The sequence below is a fragment of the Aminobacter carboxidus genome (assembly GCF_014863355.1).
GTDB classification, from domain to species: domain Bacteria; phylum Pseudomonadota; class Alphaproteobacteria; order Rhizobiales; family Rhizobiaceae; genus Aminobacter; species Aminobacter carboxidus.
In genome coordinates, this window is sequence record NZ_JACZEP010000003.1 from 29994 (window position 1) to 48943 (window position 18950).

General features: G+C 63.1%; 20 protein-coding genes. 7 read left to right on the forward strand and 13 right to left on the reverse strand.

The window, feature by feature from the left end:
• Positions 1–8 precede the first annotated feature (8 nt).
• On the reverse strand, positions 9–977 hold the full coding sequence (locus IHE39_RS12090) for a sugar-binding transcriptional regulator (RefSeq protein ID WP_192566911.1): 969 nt from the start codon (positions 975–977) through the stop codon (positions 9–11).
• Positions 978–1249: 272 nt separating this feature from the next.
• On the opposite strand from IHE39_RS12090, the gene IHE39_RS12095 reads away from it, so the two are divergent.
• The 5 genes from IHE39_RS12095 to IHE39_RS12115 all read left to right on the forward strand — a co-directional run bounded on the left by IHE39_RS12095 (position 1250) and on the right by IHE39_RS12115 (position 7024).
• A complete protein-coding gene (locus IHE39_RS12095; protein WP_192566633.1) occupies positions 1250–2236 on the forward strand; it encodes an ABC transporter substrate-binding protein in 987 nt (328 codons plus the stop codon).
• Between the two features lie 120 nt (positions 2237–2356).
• On the forward strand, positions 2357–4060 hold the full coding sequence (locus IHE39_RS12100) for an ABC transporter permease (protein ID WP_192566634.1): 1704 nt from the start codon (positions 2357–2359) through the stop codon (positions 4058–4060).
• Entirely contained in the window at positions 4048–5124 is a 1077-nt protein-coding gene (locus IHE39_RS12105) for an ABC transporter ATP-binding protein (RefSeq protein WP_192566635.1), read from the forward strand. The genes IHE39_RS12100 and IHE39_RS12105 overlap by 13 nt, the downstream gene beginning before the upstream one ends.
• Entirely contained in the window at positions 5121–6281 is a 1161-nt protein-coding gene (locus IHE39_RS12110; protein WP_434781303.1) for an MBL fold metallo-hydrolase, read from the forward strand. Before IHE39_RS12105 ends, IHE39_RS12110 begins: the two co-directional genes overlap by 4 nt.
• An 8-nt stretch (positions 6282–6289) precedes the next feature.
• Positions 6290–7024, forward strand: coding sequence for a 5'/3'-nucleotidase SurE (locus IHE39_RS12115; RefSeq protein WP_192566636.1), 735 nt, complete (start codon positions 6290–6292; stop codon positions 7022–7024).
• Positions 7025–7051: 27 nt separating this feature from the next.
• Here the strand turns inward: IHE39_RS12115 and IHE39_RS12120 are convergent, their stop codons facing one another.
• The 11 genes from IHE39_RS12120 to IHE39_RS12170 all read right to left on the reverse strand — a co-directional run bounded on the left by IHE39_RS12120 (position 7052) and on the right by IHE39_RS12170 (position 16742).
• Entirely contained in the window at positions 7052–7828 is a 777-nt protein-coding gene (locus IHE39_RS12120; RefSeq protein WP_192566637.1) for a ferredoxin--NADP reductase, read from the reverse strand.
• A 67-nt stretch (positions 7829–7895) separates the two neighbouring features.
• A complete protein-coding gene (locus IHE39_RS12125) occupies positions 7896–8600 on the reverse strand; it encodes an ABC transporter ATP-binding protein (RefSeq protein ID WP_192566638.1) in 705 nt (234 codons plus the stop codon).
• Positions 8593–9363, reverse strand: coding sequence for an ABC transporter ATP-binding protein (locus tag IHE39_RS12130; RefSeq protein ID WP_210327551.1), 771 nt, complete (start codon positions 9361–9363; stop codon positions 8593–8595). The genes IHE39_RS12125 and IHE39_RS12130 overlap by 8 nt, the downstream gene beginning before the upstream one ends.
• 4 nt (positions 9364–9367) lie before the next feature.
• On the reverse strand, positions 9368–10366 hold the full coding sequence (locus IHE39_RS12135) for an ABC transporter permease subunit (RefSeq protein ID WP_192566639.1): 999 nt from the start codon (positions 10364–10366) through the stop codon (positions 9368–9370).
• Positions 10363–11226 (reverse strand): branched-chain amino acid ABC transporter permease, encoded by an 864-nt coding sequence (locus IHE39_RS12140; RefSeq protein WP_184771150.1) that lies wholly within the window; start codon positions 11224–11226, stop codon positions 10363–10365. The genes IHE39_RS12135 and IHE39_RS12140 overlap by 4 nt, the downstream gene beginning before the upstream one ends.
• Positions 11227–11244: 18 nt before the next feature.
• The gene (locus tag IHE39_RS12145; RefSeq protein ID WP_184771152.1) at positions 11245–12429 is read right to left on the reverse strand and encodes an ABC transporter substrate-binding protein; all 1185 of its coding nucleotides are present in this window, start codon (positions 12427–12429) and stop codon (positions 11245–11247) included.
• Between the two features lie 112 nt (positions 12430–12541).
• Positions 12542–14035: a class I adenylate-forming enzyme family protein gene (locus tag IHE39_RS12150; RefSeq protein ID WP_192566640.1), complete on the reverse strand. Its 1494-nt coding sequence runs from the start codon at positions 14033–14035 to the stop codon at positions 12542–12544.
• A gap of 4 nt (positions 14036–14039) precedes the next feature.
• Entirely contained in the window at positions 14040–14828 is a 789-nt protein-coding gene (locus IHE39_RS12155) for a thiamine pyrophosphate-dependent enzyme (protein WP_184771156.1), read from the reverse strand.
• The gene (locus IHE39_RS12160) at positions 14825–15901 is read right to left on the reverse strand and encodes a hypothetical protein (RefSeq protein ID WP_192566641.1); all 1077 of its coding nucleotides are present in this window, start codon (positions 15899–15901) and stop codon (positions 14825–14827) included. The genes IHE39_RS12155 and IHE39_RS12160 overlap by 4 nt, the downstream gene beginning before the upstream one ends.
• On the reverse strand, positions 15901–16158 hold the full coding sequence (locus tag IHE39_RS12165; RefSeq protein ID WP_184771159.1) for a 4Fe-4S dicluster domain-containing protein: 258 nt from the start codon (positions 16156–16158) through the stop codon (positions 15901–15903). Before IHE39_RS12165 ends, IHE39_RS12160 begins: the two co-directional genes overlap by 1 nt.
• Complete coding sequence (locus IHE39_RS12170) at positions 16155–16742, reverse strand: 2-oxoacid:ferredoxin oxidoreductase subunit gamma family protein (RefSeq protein WP_184771161.1); 588 nt, start codon at positions 16740–16742, stop codon at positions 16155–16157. Before IHE39_RS12170 ends, IHE39_RS12165 begins: the two co-directional genes overlap by 4 nt.
• A 146-nt stretch (positions 16743–16888) precedes the next feature.
• Here IHE39_RS12170 and fdxA point away from each other — a divergent pair, with 146 nt between their 5' ends.
• The gene (fdxA, locus tag IHE39_RS12175; RefSeq protein ID WP_184771163.1) at positions 16889–17224 is read left to right on the forward strand and encodes a ferredoxin FdxA; all 336 of its coding nucleotides are present in this window, start codon (positions 16889–16891) and stop codon (positions 17222–17224) included.
• Between the two features lie 14 nt (positions 17225–17238).
• Here fdxA and IHE39_RS12180 read toward each other — a convergent pair whose 3' ends face one another.
• Positions 17239–18009, reverse strand: coding sequence for a TetR/AcrR family transcriptional regulator (locus IHE39_RS12180; RefSeq protein ID WP_192566642.1), 771 nt, complete (start codon positions 18007–18009; stop codon positions 17239–17241).
• Positions 18010–18188: 179 nt separating this feature from the next.
• Here IHE39_RS12180 and IHE39_RS12185 point away from each other — a divergent pair, with 179 nt between their 5' ends.
• On the forward strand, positions 18189–18947 hold the full coding sequence (locus IHE39_RS12185) for an SDR family NAD(P)-dependent oxidoreductase (protein WP_192566643.1): 759 nt from the start codon (positions 18189–18191) through the stop codon (positions 18945–18947).
• Positions 18948–18950 lie beyond the last annotated feature (3 nt).

An 18950-nucleotide genomic window follows, 5' to 3' on the forward strand; every position in this document is an offset into this window, starting at 1 on the left:
CGCAGTCTCTAAGGCAGCTGGGTCAGCGCCGCGGCGCTGTCGCTGTCGGTGATCAGCACGTTGGCGTTGACGGCGGCCAGTGCTGCGCGAATGGCCGGAATCTTGCGCTTGCCGCCAGCCGCCAGCACCAGGTTCGGCACCGCACTGACGGCTTCCAGGTCGACTGCCATGACCCGGTCATTGACCTCGTGCTCGACCATCCTGCCCTCGGCGTCGATGAAATAGCACAGCATGTTGGCGACCGCGCCCTTGGCCTTGAGCGGGGCGACGAAGCTCTGCGGCACGATGCCATGACGGAAGATCGTGGCGTTGGCCGACATCTCGCCGACGGTCAGCAAGGCGACGTCGGCTTTTGCGGCGCGCTTGCGCACATCCAGCAGCTCGGGCTGGGCCCACAGCAGGTCGCGCAGTTCGCGGCTGTGGGCGATGACAGGCGCGGTGATCTGGTAGCTGTCGACGTCGAAGGCCTCTGCCACCTTGGCCGCCACCGTCGATGGGTTGATCCATTGCGAATGCGGCAGGCTCCCGACGAGGCCAACGACGCTCGCACCCTTGAGGTGCCTGCGGCTGAGGAAGGCGATGCTGGAATGCAGCGTAGCCCCGCCACCGATGGCCAGCGTCATGCCGTCCTGCATCTGCTGGTCGAGATAAAGCGCCACCGAATGACCGATCGCCCGCTCCAGATGTTCGTCGGCCGAGGGTGTCGGCACGACGATGGCGGCATCGAGCTTCCATCGCTTTTCGAGCGCGCGCTCGAGTTCCACCTGCCTGGTGGTCTGGGCGTTGATCGTCGTCACCACCACGCCGTCGGCCGTGCAGGCGGCAAGCGTACGCATCACCTTGACCCGGCTCACCTTCAACTTGTCGGCGATCTGTTCCTGGGTCAGGCCCTCGACGTAGTAGAGCCATGCCGTTTTCACAGCGAGGTCGGACGACACCATGGCGGCACCTGGTTCGACAGGCATTTCCTGCTTCATACGCATCCTGTCCGCTCTCCCCTCGACGCCAAACGATTCTGGAGAATGGCGTTTCTGCAGCCTTGTGCAAGGGCCTCAGGCCAGTCCGAAGGTGGCTTTTCACATCCGAAATTTCGCAATGCAGCATGTTCATTTGTATTTGACATGCAACAAATGATCATATCATAAATGTGTCAGCGTTCTGTCACCCAAGTGTCAAACGCGCTGTGTAGGGAGGTCGTGGCACGCGGATCTGAAGCCGACTTGCCATGTGTGACACAACAGGAGGTTTCATGAAAACGACATTCGCCAGGCTGGCCGTAAGCCAGCTCGCCCTGGCCGTGGCGCTATTTGCCGGTGCTGCCAGCGCGGAGACGCTGACCCTTTACACGTCGCAGCCGGAAGCCGACGCGACCAAGACCGTCGAGGCATTCAAGAAGGTGCGCCCCGACGTCGACGTGCAAGTCTACCGCTCGGGCACCAGCGACATCCTTGCCAAACTCGCCGCCGAGTTTGCCGCCAATAGCCCGCAGCCCGACGTGCTGCTGATCGCCGATGCCGTCAGCATGGAACTGCTCAAGAAGGACTCCCGGCTGATGGCCTATCCCGAGGCCAAGCTCGATGGCTTCTCGGCCGACGCCTATGATGCCGACAAGACCTATTTCGGCTCCAAGCTGATCACGACAGGCATTGCCTACAACACCGCCGCCGCCGAAAAGCCCGAGCATTGGGCTGATCTGGCGAAGCCTGCCTATGCCGACGGCCTCGTCATGCCGAGCCCGCTTTACTCCGGTGCCGCTGCCTACCTGCTTTCCGGCTTCACCGGCAATGCCGACTATGGCTGGGACTATTTCGACAAGCTGAAGGCCAACAACACCATCTCGGTTCGCGGCAACGGTGCCGTGCTGAAGTCGGTGGCTAGCGGCGAGAAGCCCTACGGTATCCTGGTCGACTTCATGGCGATGAACGCCAAGGCCAAGGGGTCGCCGGTCGAGTTCGTCTTCCCGTCCGAGGGCGTACCCGCGGTGACCGAGCCGGTGGCCATCCTTTCGACGGCAAAGAACGTCGCTGGTGCGAAGCAGTTCGTCGACTTCATTCTCTCCGATGACGGCCAGAAGCTCGCACTGGAGCAGGGGTACCTGCCGGCCAAGCCGTCCGTCGGACGGCCCGCCTGGCTGCCCGAAGGTGTCGAGGTCAAGGTCATGAACTTCGACGTCAAGGCGATCGTCGAGAAGATCGAAGCTGACAAGGCCAAGTTCTCCGGCCTGTTCGGCGGCTGATTGCCAGCCCGGAAGGCCTATTGGCCTTCCGGGCTCCTACTTCAGATTTGAACTGGCCGATATGCCAGTATCGCGCGGCACCTTCTGAGCGAGAGCCGCCCTGTTTTCCGGAACCGAAAAATGTCTGTCAGGCTGAATCAGGGTCGCGGCCAGGAATGGGCCATGACGGTGGTGGTCGCCGCACTCATCGTGCTGCTGTCGATCCTGCCAATGCTGCGCCTGATCCAGGAGATCTTTGCGCCGGGCGGCACCTTGTCCACCGCAGCGATCAGCTCAGGCTTGACCAACACGACGACCTGGGTCGCCACGGGCAATACGCTCGTTGTCGGTTTCTTCGGCACCGCGCTCGCCGTGATCCTCGGCACGTCGGTCGCGCTGCTTGTGACCCTCACCGACGTGCGCGGCCGCAGCGCCTTCGTGCTCTGCTACGTCATGCCGCTGATGATCGCGCCGCAGGTGACCGCACTTGCCTGGCTGCAACTGTTCGGACCGGCAAGCCCGCTGCTCAAGATGCTGGGTATCGCGCCGCCGCTCGGCAGCCGCAATCCGCTCTATTCGCCCGAGGGCATCATCCTGCTGCTCGGCGTGCAATATGGGCCGCTGGTCTTCCTGCTCGTGCGCGCCGGCTTGAGGAAGCTGCCGCGTGAACTGGTCGAAGCGGCTCGCGCCAGTGGCGCTGGATGGTTCACTGTGCTGCGCACCATCGTCTTGCCGTTGATGACCCCGTCGGTCGTTGCCGCGGCCGCGCTCGCCTTTGTCTCCTGCGTCGGCAATTTCGGCATTCCTGCCTTCCTCGGCATTCCCGCCAACTATCTCGTGCTGCCGACGCTGATCTACCAGAGGCTCGCCGGCGGCGGCCCTGCCGTGCTCGGTGACGCGGCTTTCCTGTCAGTGCTGATCGGCCTGATCGCCATGGCGGGCATCCTTGCCCAGGAAATGATGAGCCGGCGCCGCGACTACCGCATCAGTTCGACGTCGCTCGCCGCCGAGCCCTACGAACTCGGCAAATGGCGGGTGCCGGTGCAGGTCATGATGTGGTGCCTGATCGTACTGATCCTGATCCTGCCGCTGTTCGGCTTGTTGCTCAGTTCGCTGGTGCCCGGCTACGGCATTCCGCTCAACGCTGCCACTGCCACGCTCGACAACTACCGCTTTGTGCTGTTCGAATATGGCGCGGCCCGGCGGGCCTTCCTCAACAGCTTCGTGTTGTCCTTTTCAGCCGCGGCCTTCGCCGTGCTGGTCGCGATCCCTGTCGCCTATCTCGTCGCCTGGAGCGGCAAGAAGTGGGTCAAGTACCTGAACCTCGCGGTCGAGCTGCCCTACGCCCTGCCGGGCGTGGTGCTGGCGATCGCGTCGCTGCTGATGTTCCTCAAGCCGATCCCGTTCACCGGCGTCCAGATCTACAACACCGTCTGGATCATTCTCTACGCCTATCTCGCCCGTTTCCTGGTGCTGGCGTTGCGGCCGACGATCGCTGGCTACCACCAGATCGACAGAGCGCTCGAAGAAGCGGCGCGGGTCGCCGGAGCGAGCCTGTTCACCCGCATGCGCACCATCATCTTTCCCCTCGTCGCCCCGGCAGCACTTGCCGGCGGACTGCTCATCTTCATGACAGCGCTCAGCGAGCTCACGGTTTCGGCGCTGCTGTGGTCGTCCGGTTCCGAGACCATTGGCGTCTTGATGTTTTCCTTCGAGCAAGGCGGCGATTCCAACTACGCGTCGGCAATTTCGGCGATCACCGTGACGATAACCTTCGTCCTGATGCTGCTGGCAAACCAGCTTGCCGCCCACCTACCCAGCGGAGTGCTCCCATGGCGGGACTGACCATCAACGACGTTACCAAGACCTTCGGCGATTTCGATGCCGTCAAGGACGTCTCCATCGATGTCAGGGACGGGGAGTTCCTCGCCGTTCTGGGGCCATCGGGTTGCGGCAAGACCACCTTGCTCCGCCTCGTCGCCGGGTTCGAGAACGTCACCTCAGGCGATATCCGCATCGGCAACGAGGTCGTTTCCACCGCCGAGGGCTGCGTTCCGCCGGAGAAGCGGCGTGTCGGCATCGTGTTCCAGAACTATGCGCTGTGGCCGCACATGACAGTTGCCGAAAACATCGGCTACTCGCTCAAGGTCGCCAAAGTCGATGCCGAGACCCGCAAGCGCAGGGTCGAGGACGCCATGGCGCTGGTCGACCTCACAGGTTTTGGCGATCGCCGTCCGGCCAATCTGTCCGGCGGCCAACGCCAGCGCGTTGCGCTCGCCCGCTGCCTGGTCGCTGCACCTTCGCTGGTGCTGTTCGACGAACCGCTGGCCAATCTCGACGTCCATCTGCGTGCTGCCATGGAGGACGAATTCGCTGCCTTCCACAAACGCACCGGCACGACGATCGTCTACATCACCCACGACCAGGCCGAGGCCATGGCGCTGGCCGACCGCATCGCCGTCATGGACAATGGCCGCCTGGCCCAGCTCGCAGCACCCCGGGATCTCTATCGTGAGCCGGCCAACGAGATGGTTGCATCCTTCATCTCCGAAGGCATCGTCATTCCAGCTCAGGTGCTGAGCCCGGCCGAAGGCGGCCATATCAAGGTCAGCGTGCTCGGCCAGGAGGTTGTCGTCCGCTGCCGTCCTGATGAAGCGCCACGCGCCGGCGCCAAGATATGCTGCCGCGCGCCGGAAATCTCGGCAGCCACCTCGAGCGAGCCGGGCATCGACGGCACGGTCAGGCGCGCCGTCTACAAGGGTGGCGTGGCGCGCATCGAGTTGGCGCCAGATGCGGACCCTTCAGTTTTGCTGCACTTCGAGCAGCCCGATCCCAACCCCTTCGAGGCCGGTGCCAGGGCGCGCGTCCGCATCGCTTCCGGTTGGCTGATCCCCGGTGCTGCAGCATGAGCATGCATATCGAACTCTGCGGAGGCTTTGGTGAGAAGGGGCGCACCAGCGTTGCCATTTCAGGCGGTGGCCGGCGCGTCCTGCTCGATGCCGGCATCAAGGTCGGCGCTTCCGGCCCGGACTACTACCCGGTACTTGCTGGCGGTATCAACGAGCTGGACGCGGTGCTGATTTCCCATGCCCATGAAGACCATGTCGGCGCGCTGAGCTGGCTGCTTTCGCAAGGCTATGGCGGTCGCATCCTGATGACTTCCGAGACGCTCGATGAAGCCCCAGCAACGCTCCGCGCCTATGCTGATCCGGACGACTTCAGGCGCTTTCCGCTTCTTAAGGACCGGATAGAACTCTTCGAGCCGGGCGACAGCCTGACCATTGGTGGGCTGAGCATAGCGACAGGCCGTTCCGGCCATGTCGTCGGCGGTGTCTGGTTCACGGTCGACGACGGTAGCCGCAAGATTGTCTATTCCGCCGACGTGGTGCCGGACAGCAGCGTGTTCGTCATGGACGCCATGCCGCCTTGCGACCTCCTGGTGTTCGATGCCTCCTATGGTGCTGACCCAGTCAGCGGTGCAGCCCGCGCGCAAGCCATCGCCGAGTGGGTCGCTGCCCGTCCCGGTGGCTGCCTGCTGCCGACACCGCTGTCGGGTCGCTCGCTCGAACTGCTGGCCATCCTCGATGGCCCCTTTGCCATCCACGCCAGGATGCGGGTCTCGCTCGCGGCGCAGATCGAGGCGAGGGCGGCCCTCCATCCGGCGATGGTCCCGCAATTGCGTCGGCGTCTGACTGATGCCGCCGACTGGCGAGACGGCGATCCGCTGCCGTCATGCCCGCTGCTCGCCGACGACGGCATGGGCAAGGCCGGGCCGTCGGCGACGCTTTTGCCGCTGGCCGACGTTGCCGGCTATCCCATCCTGCTCACCGGCCATCTGCCTGCGGGTTCGCCGGGCGAGGCGTTGCATGCGGCTGGCCGGGCCGGCTGGATCCGCATGCCGACGCATCCGACGCTGTCAGGAAATCTCGCCATCTGGGAAGGTGCCGGACGGCCGGTGGCGCTTGGCCATTCCTGCCCGCCCGACGCACTCGCTGGGCTTACGCCGCACATGCCGTCGCTGCGCGTCGACCTGCGCACCGGCGACAGCTACACTCTCGCTTCTTGAGGTCCGCCATGAAAATCCTGATCTGCAACGACGACGGCATCGCTTCGCCTGGCCTGGCCCGTCTGGTGGCGGCAGCGCAAACCATCAGCGACGATGTCTGGGTCGTCGCGCCGGAGCGCAAGCACACGGCCGCCGGGCCTTCCCTGACCATGGCCGAGCCGATCACCATGCGCCGCACCGCCGAACGCTGGTATTCCTGCTCCGGCCGCCCGGCTGATTGCGTAGTCACCGCCATGACCTGGCTGCTTGCCGGCGACGACAGGCCCGACATCGTTCTGGGCGGTATCAATGACGGCCGCAACGTCGCCGAGGATCTCGCTTATTCCGGCACGCTCGGCATCGCCCGCGAGGCCAGCTTCTGGGGTGTTCCGGCCATCGGTTTCTCGCAGGTCAAGTCGCCCGACATCCGGCCCGGCGACGATGCCTGGCTCGGCGGTCTGATCGCCGACCTGTGGCGCAAGAGGGCGGACTGGGTGCTGGAGGGCCATTGGCTCAGCATCAACCTGCCGTCGTCGCTACCGGCCGAAATCCGACAGCCAAAGATCGGCCGCGACAAGATCGCCCGGCGCTCGGAGGTTGTCGAACAGGGCGGCGACCGCACCGTGCTCGTCGTACCGAGAGGCCGCGAGCGGACGAGCGTCGAGGGCGACGAAAACAGCACCATCGATGCCGGCTACATCACCATCAACCGCATCAACTGGTTTGGCGAGACGCGCCTGGCCCAAGGCTTCCTCGAGGCATGACCGACGTTGGCGTTTTGTGATGACCGCCTACGCTCTTTCGGCGAAGGCCTTTTCGACGACATGTTCGCCCGGGGTTGCGTTGTTGCCCTCGCTCATGCCGAGTCCCTCGAGGATCCCGCGCATGTCGGCGATGAAAGCAGGGCTGCCGCAAAGCATTGCGCGGTCGTCGGCAGCGTCTATCGCGGGCAGGCCGATATCGGCAAATAGGGAGCCGGACCGGATAAGATCGGTGATGCGGCCGCGGTTGCGGAAGGGTTCGCGCGTGACCGTCGGATAGTAGATCAGCTTGTCCGACAGCATCTCGCCGAAATACTCGCTGGCGGGAAACTCGTGTGCGATCTGGTCCCTGTAGGCGAGTTCGTCGGTCTGGCGGCAGCCATGCACCAAAACGACGCGCTCGTAGCGCTCGAATGTTTCGGGATCGCGGATCAGGCTCATGAAGGGCGCAAGCCCGGTTCCGGTACCAAACAGATAGAGATTGCGCCCGGGCCGCACATTGCCGAGCAACAGCGTACCTGTCGCTTTGTGGCCGACGACAATCCTGTCGCCGACGACCAGATGCTGGAGCCGCGAGGTCAGCGGCCCGTCGGGCACCTTGATCGACAGGAATTCGAGATTGTCTTCATAGTTCGGGCTGACCACGCTGTAGGCGCGCAACAGCGGCTTGCCATCGACTTCGAGCCCAATCATCGCGAACTGGCCGTTTTCGAAACGAAACGCCGGGTCGCGGGTGGTGGTGAAGGAAAACAGCGTGTCGGTCCAGTGATGCACACTCAGCACTTGCTGTTGGGTAAGGTTGCTCATTCCCTGCGCTCCTTCGCTTAGGGTTAAAAGCCCGGTCGGACTTGTTGGGTGCTGTCAGGTAGAGAAGCTAGACCGCCAGATGGCGCTGCTTGATCTCCGGGTTGTTGTCGAATTCCGGCCAACTGCCGCGGAAGGTGATGCGGCCTGTGTCCATCACCAGAACCGTGTCGGTGATCTGCCGAGCAAACCAGATGTTCTGCTCGCACAACAGCAAGGCTGCCTCTTCGGCATCGCACAATTCGCGGACGCTGACCGCCAGCTGTTCGACGATTGCCGGGGCCAAGCCTTCCGTCGGTTCGTCGAGCAGTAGTAGGCGCGGCCGGCAGGCGATGGCGCGGGCGATCGCCACCATCTGCTGCTGGCCGCCGCTGATCTGGCCGCCGCCGCGTTCGGCGATGGGCTGCAGCATCGGGAAGCGATCGACGATGTCCTGCACCGGGATGGGCCTGCGGCCGGGTGTGGTGGCATAGGCGGCCATCTGGATGTTCTCGCGCACCGTCAGGTGCTGATAGATGCGGCGGTCTTCGGGCACGAGCTGGAGCCCCAGCCGGGCACGCTTGAAGGTGGGGAGGCCGGCAATCGAGCGGCCCTCCCAGCTGACCTCGCCGTTTACGGTCGGTCCGGCATTCATGATCGACTTGAGCAGTGTCGACTTGCCGGCGCCATTGCGACCGATAACGGCGACCCGGCCAAGGGCAGGCACCGACAAGTCGACGCCATGCAGGATATGGCTGCCGCCATAAAAGGCGTTGATGCGGCTGGCCTCAAGCATGATGCGCTTCCTTGCCCAGATAGACCTCGCGCACCACGGGATTGGCGCGGATTTCCTCGATGCTGCCCTGAGCGATCTTGCGGCCCTGGTTCATCACCATGATGCGATCAGCCAGGCCGAAGATGACGCCCATGTCGTGTTCGGTCATGACAACGGTCAGGCCGCTGCCCTTGCCGCTGATGTCGCGGATCAGTTCGGTTACGCCGACGCGGTCGCTCGGCGACATGCCGGCTGTCGGTTCATCGAGCATCAGGACTTTCGGCCGTCCGGCGAGCGTGATGCCGAGTTCCAGCCGTTTCTTGTCGCCATGCGACAGTTCGGAGGCCGGCGTCCGCGCCTTCTTGTCGAGCGACAACCTGACGAGGATGGAGTGAACTTCGTCCAGCGTGGCGCTAGACGGTTTGACCGCATACCAAGGCGCGTCGGACTTGCCGGTGTTCTGGAGCCGCGCCTCGACGGCAACGATCAGGTTTTCCTCCGCCGTCATTTCCTTGAATACGCGGGCGACCTGGAATGTTCTGCCCATGCCGGCGCGGGTGCGCTTGTAGGCGGGATCGCGGGTGACGTCCTTGCCAAGGAACTCGACTGAGCCGGCCTCGCAGCCGATCTCGCCGGTCATCACCTTGAACAGTGTGGTCTTGCCGGCACCGTTGGGGCCTATGATGGCGAAGGTCTCGCCCTCTGATATCTCGGCGTCGACGCCATGCAATACCTTGAGCGACCCATAGCTCTTGTCGACGGAACTGAGACGAATGATGGTCATCGGCTCACTCCTTGACCGGTTGGAGGGCGGGGGCTGCCTTTGCTGGCTCTGGCCGCGCCGAAAGACCGGCAATCAGCGCGTTCCATGCGCCGGCGACGCCGGTCGGAAACATCAGCACGACGGCGAGCAAGATGCCGCCGGTGATGATTTCCTGGATGCCGACCAGCGTGCGAGTTGAGAATTCGATGGCGGAAAACAGGAAGGCACCGATCAGCGGTCCCCAGAAGGATGAAGCGCCACCGAGCAGGGTGAAAAGGATCGGCTGTGTCGAGCGCATCATGTTGCCGATGTCGGGCGTCACGATCTGTGCCCAGGGCGCAAAAAGCGCACCGGCACAAGCGGCGATGGCGCCCGAGATGGTGAATGCGACCAGCCGGTAGCGGTGGGTGTCGACGCCCATGAAGGCGGCGCGCTCGACGTCGAGGCGGATGGTGCGCAGCGTGCGGCCGAAGCGGCCATGAGCGATCCACCAGGTGAGTCCGACGAGTAGCGCGCAGGCAATGCACACGAACCAGTAGTAGCTGTTGCCGCGTGACAGATCGACGGTAGCAAATCCGATGGAAAAGGTGGGCCGGACGATGCTGGGAATGCCGTCCTCGGCGCCGAGCCAGTGGATTTTGGCGAGCGTAATGCGCAGCAGTTCGGCCAGCGCCAACGTCAGGATGGCGAGGAAGATGCCGGTCGACCGCCGCAAGGCGACAAAGCCAATTGCGAATGCAACCACGCCGCCGGCGAGCGTGGCTAACACGATCAGCAGCAGGAACTGCCCTTCGTAGCCCTGGCGTAGCATCACCGCCATGGTGTAGGCGCCGATGGAAAAAAGCCCGCCGCTGCCAAAGCTGGCCAAGCCGGCGTAGCCGAATAAGAGGTTCCACGACAGGGCAAAGACCGCGACGATGATGGTCGTGCCGGTGAGGAAGACGAGGCCGGAGTTCGCCCACAAGGGCAACAGCAGCAGGATGGCGGCGAGCGCCACGAGGAGATATGTCGACAGTCGGTTCACAGCCGGCTTTCCCCCAAAATACCGTTCGGCCAAAGCAGTAGGAAGGCGACCATGGCGAAGTAGACGACGACGCCCGGATAGGCAGGCAGAAACATGGTGTTGAGCCCGTCGATCACGCCGAGCAGGATCGCGGCGATGAAGGCACCGCGAACATTGCCGAGGCCGCCGATGACGACGGTGATGAAGGCAAGCAGAAGGAACGAGTCGCCGAGCGCCGGCGACAGCGTCTGGTTGGGCAACAGCAACCCTCCGGCAAGTCCAGCGAGTGCAAAGCTGCCACCGACCGCCGCCATGATGCCGGCAGGTACGTTGATGCCGAGCAGTTCGGCCATCCAGCCGTCACGGGCAATGGCGGTGATCATCTTGCCGGCCCAGGCACGGTGGATGACGAAATCGAGCACTAGGAAGACAACGATCCCTGACGCGATGATGAACAGCGAAAAGGAGGGGATGAACAGTCCTGCGATCTCGACGCCGGCGTCGATGCCGGGGGGTGGGTCGACCGACAGGAATTCCAGTCCCCAGACCAGTTTGACGAAGCCAACGCAGACAAGCATCACCGCAAAGGTGGCGATCAGCATGTAGTGTTCGTCCACATGCTGGATGCGCCGCAAGATGAAACGCTGGACAACGATCCCCAGCACCCCGACCACCAGTGCCGCAACGACGGCCGCGGCAATCAGCGCAAGGACCGATCGCGGCGCTGAGCCGACGAGCGAGCTCGCGACATAGGCGCCGATCATGAAAAAGGCGCCATGGGCGAAGTTGAGGATGCGCATGATCCCGAAGACCAGGGTCAACCCGGCCGCAACGAGAAACACCGCCATCCCGGTCGTGAGACCGTTGACCAACGTAAACATCTCTAGTTTTCCCGCACCTTAGTTGAGCTTCGAGCCGGGTGTGGCCCGCTCCAGGAACTCAGCACCTGGAAGCTGCGCCGTCTCGAACACGCTCCAGCCATTGGCGTTCTTGTCGTCGCGGCCGAAGCGGATGTAGGTGAGGTCGCCGGCAAAGCCGTGGTCTTCCTTGCGGAAGTGAATCTTGCCGAGCGCGCCCTGCGGCGCTTCGGTTTCGATTGTCGGGATAAGCTTGGCGGCCTCCATCGAACCGGCTTTTTGGACGGCGTTGGCGATCGTCAGGATGCTGTCGTGCGAGACGCCGATATACCAGTTTGGATATTCGTCGCCGCGCAGCTTGATATAGGCCTTGTGGACCTCGTCGCTGACCGCATTGTCCTTGTTGGCCGCCGGATACCAGCCGGTCCAGCTCCACAGCGAAGCCGGCGTGTTGGCGCCCATCGCCTTGGCGATGGCGAACTCGTTGGCCGAGTCGCACAGCACCTTGAACTTCTGGTCGAGGCCGAAGGTACGCGCCTGCTTATAGTAGCTGATGGCGTCGGCGCCCTGCAGCACATTGAACAGCCCCGGCGCACCCGAGCCGATGATGTTGGAGATCTGGTTGCGGAAGTCGGCGCCGCCATAGGGCACCAGCACCGGGTCGAGGATCTCGACCGTGCGGCCTGCCTTTACCTTTTCAGCCTTGAGGCCGTTCGAAAAAGCATTGGTGATGTCGGCCAGCGCGGTCACGTCGGACCGCAGCATCGCCCATTTCTCGATCTCGGGATGCTTCTGGGCCATCAGATTGCCGTAGCCGCCAAAGCACATTGGCGACGAGAAGCCAAGACGGAAAGCGCGCGGGTTGTAGGCTTCGTGCGTCAGCGCTAGCGCCGATGCACCGACCATCATCATGGTTACGTCGGCTTCTTCGAGCAGTGGTAGGGTGCCGAGCAGGTTGGCGGTGAACGTGCCCTGGGCAAACAGCTTGATGCCGTCGCCAGTCAGTTCGCGGAATGCCGTGACAGCACCTTCAGGCGAGTTCTTGTCGTCGCGCACCACAAGCTCTATCTTCGAGCCGTTGACGCCACCGGCGGCATTGAGGCGTTCGACGGCGATCTCGCTGCCGTCCTTGATGTAGTTACCATAGAGCTGGCCGGGGCCGCTCAGTGTGGTGATCAGACCGATACGTACCGTATCGCCCTGGGCCGCGCGCAATATTCCTGGCATCGCCAACGCACCGATTCCGGCAGCCGTCGTTGTCAGAAAATGTCTTCTGTTCAATCGCATGTCTTCCTCCCAAAAGACCGGGGTTCCTCCTCCCCGGATATGAAATGACGTATCAGTTCCTCTGCAGAACCATCTCCTTGACCCGCGAACGCATGATTTGGCCGGTGGCCGGCGTTTTCGGCAGGTCGTCTACGGCAATGATTTTTCGCGGATGCTTGAAAGCAGCGAGCGCGCTGCCGAGATGTGAGCGCAGGACGTCGAGGCTCGGGCATTCGCCGGGGCGGTCAAGCACGACCGCTGCGCAGACCAGCTCACCCCAAACCGGATCCGGCAGGCCGATGACGGCGACCGAACGGATGCCTGGGCAGCCGGCCAGCGCAAGCTCGACCTCCGCCGGCGCAACGGTCTCACCGCCCGAGCGGATAACTTCGCGGCGGCGGCCGGTGATTGTGAGATAACCTTCAGCGTCGGCTTCGGCGAGATCGCCGCTGCGATACCAGCCGTCGACAAAGACCTCCTGGGTCTGCTCCGGCAACTCGAAATAGCCGTCCATCATGCTCATTGAGCGCAGCTGCAGTTCGCCGTCGACGATGCGCGCCTCATTGCCGGGATTGGGTAAGCCGACACTGCCGGGCTTGCGCTCGATGTCGGAATCGTTGAGCCCGAGCGCGCCGCCGAATTCGGTCGAGCCATACATCGCCGCGCGGTAGGCGCGCGGGAAACGGGCGCGTATCCGCTCCATCAGCACCGGATCGAAGCTGGAGGTTCCTGAGGCAGCAGAGCGCACGACGCTGCCGTCGAACGGCGTCCTGGCCGCTAGCAGGCGCTCCCATATTGCGGGGATGCAATAGAAGAAGGCCGGTTTCCATTGGTCGATGGCACGCGCCAAAAGCTCGCCCTCCGGGCGGGAGACGAAATGGGCGGCGCGGCGGTGCGCCCAGTTTTCCATCAGGTAGTTCCAGCCGGCCCAGTGGAACATCGGGAAGGTCATCAGCTCGCCGCGACCACCCGAAGTGACGAAGCGCGACGCGCCAAGATATGAGCGCAGCCAGCTTGCCTTGTGGGAGAGAACCACGCCCTTGGGCAGACCGGTGCTGCCACTGGTCATGAAGATCGCGTGCGTATCGCTTTCCGCCACGCCCATGTCGGGCAGGGGATCGGTGCTCGCCTTGCCAGGCAGCACATCGAGATTGAAACCTGCCGTCACAGTGTCTCCAGCGCCAAGGATGGCGACCGGAATGTTTGAATTGGATGTCCCGAAGCTGCTGCCGTCCTGGCGCGCCGGATCGAGCACAACGAGATCGGGGCGGATGTATCCGGCAATGGGCAGGAGTTCCTCCGGCGACAGTGCCGGATTGACGGGAACGAAGGCTGCGCCCAGCCGCTGGGTGGCGAAATAGAAGGCGAGGTGATCGAGCGCCATCTCGGCCTGGAACAGGATGCGGCTGCCACGCTTGATGCCAAGGACCTGCAGCGCGCGCGCCATGGCGTTCGCCGCCTTGTCGACCTCTGCAAATGTTACAGTGCGTTCGTCGAGCGATGCCGCAAGCGCGTTGGGCGTCGTATTGACGGCTAGGTCGAGAATGCGATGGGTCAGGCGAAGCATGGTCCTATTCCGAAGCTGAAATGTCCTTGATCTCGCCCAGCGGGTAGGTCTTGCCGAGCGACTCCATCATGTAGTCGGCGCCGCCCGAGGCCGGCACGAACCAGCCGGTCGGGCACATGGTCAGGATCTCGACCAGGCTGAGCCCCTTCTTCTCCACCTGCCGCTGGAAGCCCTTGCGGATCAGGCGGCGCGTGGCAGCGATCGAGGCTGCGTTGTGCACCGAGCCACGTGCCACATAGGCCGAGCCCGGCATTGCCGCGACCATGTCACCGATGACGATCGGATGGCCATGATAGGTCGCGTCGCGCCCTTCCAGCGTGTTTTTGGTGCGCTGGCCGATCACCGACGAGGCGGTCATCTGGCCGCCGGTGTCGCCAAACACGCCATTGTTGAGCAGGATGCAGGTGATGTTTTCGCCGCGCGCGGTGGCGTGCAATATCTCGGCCAGGCCCTCGCTGGTCATGTCGCCGTCGCCTTGCAGCGTCCACACCGCAACATCAGGGCGCATGCGCTTGAGGCCGGTTGCGACCGCAGGCGCGCGTCCATGAAGGCAAAGGGTCGAGTCGACGTCCATCGTCATAATGAACGAGCCGTAACAACCGTGCCCGATGATCGATACGTTCTTTTGAGCTAGGCCGAGCTCTTCGATGACTTCGAGCACTAGGCGGATGGCCACCGGCTCGCCGCAGCCGGGGCAAAGGTGGTGTTCCTCGGTCTGCAGCAGAGTCGGCTTGAAAGAAGCCACCTTGTTGCTCGGCGCCTCGGGTGGGCGCGTGGTCATAACGATGCTCATTTGCTGGCTCCGTTGATGGCTAGCTCGATACGTTCGCGGATGACGCCTGCGTCCATCAACGGCCCTAGGTTGAGGCCGGACTCGTCGAAGCTGACGCCGCCAATGGCCTTGACCAGCTTGCGGTCGAGCACGTTGAGCTTGACGTCGTCGATCATCTGGCCGGCGTTGAGTTCGAACACCAGCACGCGCTTACAGCCGTGCGATGCCGCTTCCAGCGCATCGCCGGGGAAGGGCCAAAGCGTGATCGGGCGGAAATAGCCAACCTTGTGGCCATCGGCGCGCATTTCGCGCACTACGTGCTCGACGAACTTGCCGCCAGAGCCGAAGGCTACGACCAGCGTCTCTGCGTCCTCGACGAACCCTTGCTCGTGGCGCGCCTCGACTTCGGCGATGGCGTCGAACTTGGTCGCGATGCGCTCCCAGTGCAGGCTGGGGCCGGGACCGGGATTGTTGGTCTTGCCGCAGCCGAAGGTCCAGATCTGCCGGGACATGCCCGAACCGCCAGAGGTGCCGTCGAGTTGCCAGTCCTTCTCCGGCAATGGCTCGAGCTCGAGGTCCGGCAATTCGGTGCCCATCTGGGTGCGGGCGAGCAGGTTGTCGCCCATGAAAATCACCGGCACGCGGTATTTGTCGGCGAGGTGGAAGGCGAGCTGCGCATGCTCGACGGCCTCGTGCAGGTCCTTGGGCGCAAGCGTGATGGTGCGATAGTCGCCCCAGCCGCCGCCGCGCGTCGCCTGGAAATAGTCCTGCTGGTTGCGCGCCATGTTAAAGATGACGATTGGCGTCTCGTTGAGGGCGGCCTCGGCGATCGCCTCCTGCATCAGTGCGAGGCCCTGGCCGCATGAGCCGCTGGCCGCGCGGAAGCCGCCGGCCGCTGCACCCAGCGCCATGTTGACGCCTTCGATTTCGGTCGCCGCGTTGATGCAGACACCGTCATGGTGCGGCAGCTTCTCGGCCATGTATTCGAGCAGTTCGGTCGCCGGCGACATAGGATAGCCGGCATAAAAGCGCAGGCCCGCCATGATTGCTGCTTCGACGATCGCCTCGCTGCCGTCCATCAAGCGCATCGGCATCATTGCATCCTTTCGGCGTCCGAGCCCGAAACGATCGGCTCGTGGTATTTGTAGACTTCGAAGACGAAGTCAGGGCAAACCTGCTGGCAGGCGGTGCAACCTGTGCAACCGGGCGCAAGCTCCGGATAGAGATAGCCGGTGGCGTTGCCGGCCCTGGACATGGTCAGCACCCGGGGCGGGCAAGCGACGATGCACAGCTCGCAGCCCTTGCAGCGGTCGGCATCGATGACGAGGGTTCCGCGCGTAACCTGCCTCATGCGACCCGCGCCTCTTGAGCGTCGAAATCGACCTTGTAGGTAAGCGGCGTGACGGCTGCCGCCCCGGCGCGGATAGCCCGTTCATTGGCGTCGATGTGCTGGCGTCGATAAGCAGGGATCTGCTCGGCCATTGCGGCCACCGCGCTGTCTATTTTTACGGCACCCGTGAGCGCTGCATATGCGCCCAGCATCACCATGCCGGCGGCCATGCGGCTGCCTTGCTCGGTGGCGATTGCGGTGGCGGGTAAGGTGACAAGAATGTGCTTGTCCATGCAAGGCAGGTCGGCGGCGATCGTCGCTTCGGCGAGAACCAGCGAACCCGGCCGTAGCCTTGAACCGACGCGCGCCCAAAACAGATGCGACATGGCGATGGCCGAGCCGGCATGCGGCAAGATCGGCAATGCCTTGAGCGGTCTCGCGCCGATGACCACAGTGCCGACCGAACTGCCGCCGCGCATGTGGCCGCCATACTCGCCGGCCAGCATGACATGGCGACCGTCCCTGATGGCGGCGAGCGCCAGCGACTTGCCGACAAGCTGAATGCCCTGGCCGCCGATGCCAGAAATGAAAAGGTCGAGTTCCAACTAACCCCTCCCGGTTACTCGTGACCCAAGTGCTAGGGCCATCCCGGCATCGGGGCAAGCGATTTTTTCTAGTTCGACAAGAAATTTCCTGTTGAACAACAAAAAATGTCAGTTAGCTTCCGGCCACCGCTTTGGAGGAGTAACAAATGGCCTATGTGGTGACCGACGCCTGCGTGCGCTGCAAATTCACCGACTGCGTGGCGGTATGCCCGGTCGATTGCTTCCACGAGGGCGAAAACATGCTGGTGATCGATGCGGAGGTGTGCATCGACTGCGGCGTTTGCGAGCCCGAGTGCCCGGCCGACGCCATCCTGGCCGACACCGACCAAAGGGCAGACAAGTGGCTGAAAATGAACAAGGAATATGCGGCGAAATGGCCGGTGATTTCGACGCGGCTGCCGCCACCGGAAGACGCCGAAACCTTCAAAAGCCTCGAAGGAAAATTCGAGACCCACTTCTCGCCTGCGGCTGCAATTCGTTGATGTCGCTGGTGCGGCTAGCTGGGCGATGCCATGCCGTCGAAAAGGATGTCGAGTATTTGGATGGCAAGGTCCGTCGGCGTAAGGCCGTCCGGCCGGTACCATTCGCGCGTCCAGATCAGGGTGCCCTGAAGCACCTGATTGGCGAGCGATACATTGATACCAGGTCTCAATTCACCCGCCTCGGCGGCCGCCGCCATAAGGTCGCGCCAGATTCTGTTGGTCTCGTTCAGCAGGTTGAAATGCCTCTCGCGCACATCCTGCGGAACCTGGTTGATGACGTTGCCATGCGCGGCAATGTAGTCGAGTTTATGCAGTGTCGTGTTGAGATAGGTGATCGCCGCCGCCTTGATGCGCTCGCGGTAGCGCGTTTCCGGAGGCAACTGCTGTAGCGTCGCGAGCAGCCTGATGTGAAGTTGCCGCGTCAGGGAATTGATCATTTCCTCGACCAGCACGTCCTTGGTCGGAAAATGATAGCGCAGCGCCGTCACGTGCAGGCCGATCTCATCGGAAATGTCGCTGAGCTTGGTAAGCTGGTAGCCCTTTTGGGCGAAGACCTTGGCCGCTGCGTCGAGGATTTTTTCTTGTACGCCCTCGGTCTTGCGGCTTGGCTTGCGGCCCGAAGCGTTGCGGGCAGTGCGATTCAGCTCACGAGTCGCGCCCTCGGCTTCGATGATCGACGGCCCTTCGGATTCGTTCGTCGTCATTCTTTCGCTGCTCAAGCTTGCCGACTCGCCGTGCCTAGCTTCCTGGATCATTTGTAACGTGCCTCCTTGCGCACAAGCCACTGCTTTCCCATTCGTGGCTGGCCATGCTTCGGCAAAAGAAGATGGAGTGCGGCTTCGTCGGGCATTCAGATTCGACCGACAGGATGGCCATTGCCGCCGACAAGGCAATCATAATTTCTTCTTGAGCATGAAATTTTTCTGGGTAAGTTCGCCCGGACTGGTTCACGAAAGGCAGTGACATGTTCGAACTCGACCTCAAAGGGCGCCGCGTTGTTGTGGCCGGCGGCAGCAGGGGCCTTGGCCTGAACACGGCACTCGCCTTCGCAAAGGTCGGCGCTTCGGTTTCGGTCTGCGCACGCGGTGCGACCGATCTGGAAACGGCACGGGCAGGCATTGCCGCGCACGGCGTCGGTGCCCATTCCGGGCTGTGCGACCTCGCCGATCTCGGCTCGATAGAGGCCTATGTCGGGGAGGCGGCAACCGCGCTTGGCGGCATCGACATCCTAGTCAACAACGCCACCGGCAAGGCCAGTTCCGACACCGAGCAGGACTGGGCGGATAGCCTGAGCGTCGATGTGCTCGCAACGGTGCGCGCATCGCGCGCGGCACAGCCCTTCTTGGAACAAGGCAAAAATCCTGTTGTCATCAACATCTCGTCGCGAACCGCTTTTGGTCCGGCTCGAGCTACGCCAGCCTACGGTGCTGCCAAGGCGGCCGTGATGCATTTTACCCAGTCGCAGGCAGCCGCACTGGCAGGCAAGGGCATACGGGTCAATTGCGTGGCGCCGAGTTCGCTCGAGTTCCCCGGTGGTTGGTGGGACAAGTGCCGCAACAGCAATCCGGAGCTGTATCAGAAGACCAAAGCCAGCTTCCCCTTCGGCCGCTTTGGCGCGCCTGAAGATATTACCCGTGTCATCCTCTTCCTGGCATCGCCACTGAGCGGCTGGATCACCGGCCAGACCCTGCTCGCCGACGGCGGTCAGACATTACAGGTATAGTCT

Coding starts and splice junctions, on each gene's coding strand:
- IHE39_RS12155 (WP_184771156.1), bottom strand. CDS start 14,828: ATGAGCATCGTTATGACCACGCGCCCACCCGAGGCGCCGAGCAACAAG.
- fdxA (WP_184771163.1), top strand. CDS start 16,889: ATGGCCTATGTGGTGACCGACGCCTGCGTGCGCTGCAAATTCACCGAC.
- IHE39_RS12165 (WP_184771159.1), bottom strand. CDS start 16,158: ATGAGGCAGGTTACGCGCGGAACCCTCGTCATCGATGCCGACCGCTGC.
- IHE39_RS12150 (WP_192566640.1), bottom strand. CDS start 14,035: ATGCTTCGCCTGACCCATCGCATTCTCGACCTAGCCGTCAATACGACG.
- IHE39_RS12110 (WP_434781303.1), top strand. CDS start 5,121: ATGAGCATGCATATCGAACTCTGCGGAGGCTTTGGTGAGAAGGGGCGC.
- IHE39_RS12130 (WP_210327551.1), bottom strand. CDS start 9,363: ATGACCATCATTCGTCTCAGTTCCGTCGACAAGAGCTATGGGTCGCTC.
- IHE39_RS12125 (WP_192566638.1), bottom strand. CDS start 8,600: ATGCTTGAGGCCAGCCGCATCAACGCCTTTTATGGCGGCAGCCATATC.
- IHE39_RS12120 (WP_192566637.1), bottom strand. CDS start 7,828: ATGAGCAACCTTACCCAACAGCAAGTGCTGAGTGTGCATCACTGGACC.
- IHE39_RS12095 (WP_192566633.1), top strand. CDS start 1,250: ATGAAAACGACATTCGCCAGGCTGGCCGTAAGCCAGCTCGCCCTGGCC.
- IHE39_RS12105 (WP_192566635.1), top strand. CDS start 4,048: ATGGCGGGACTGACCATCAACGACGTTACCAAGACCTTCGGCGATTTC.
- IHE39_RS12090 (WP_192566911.1), bottom strand. CDS start 977: ATGAAGCAGGAAATGCCTGTCGAACCAGGTGCCGCCATGGTGTCGTCC.
- IHE39_RS12140 (WP_184771150.1), bottom strand. CDS start 11,226: ATGTTTACGTTGGTCAACGGTCTCACGACCGGGATGGCGGTGTTTCTC.
- IHE39_RS12185 (WP_192566643.1), top strand. CDS start 18,189: ATGTTCGAACTCGACCTCAAAGGGCGCCGCGTTGTTGTGGCCGGCGGC.
- IHE39_RS12160 (WP_192566641.1), bottom strand. CDS start 15,901: ATGCCGATGCGCTTGATGGACGGCAGCGAGGCGATCGTCGAAGCAGCA.
- IHE39_RS12100 (WP_192566634.1), top strand. CDS start 2,357: ATGTCTGTCAGGCTGAATCAGGGTCGCGGCCAGGAATGGGCCATGACG.
- IHE39_RS12145 (WP_184771152.1), bottom strand. CDS start 12,429: ATGCCAGGAATATTGCGCGCGGCCCAGGGCGATACGGTACGTATCGGT.
- IHE39_RS12115 (WP_192566636.1), top strand. CDS start 6,290: ATGAAAATCCTGATCTGCAACGACGACGGCATCGCTTCGCCTGGCCTG.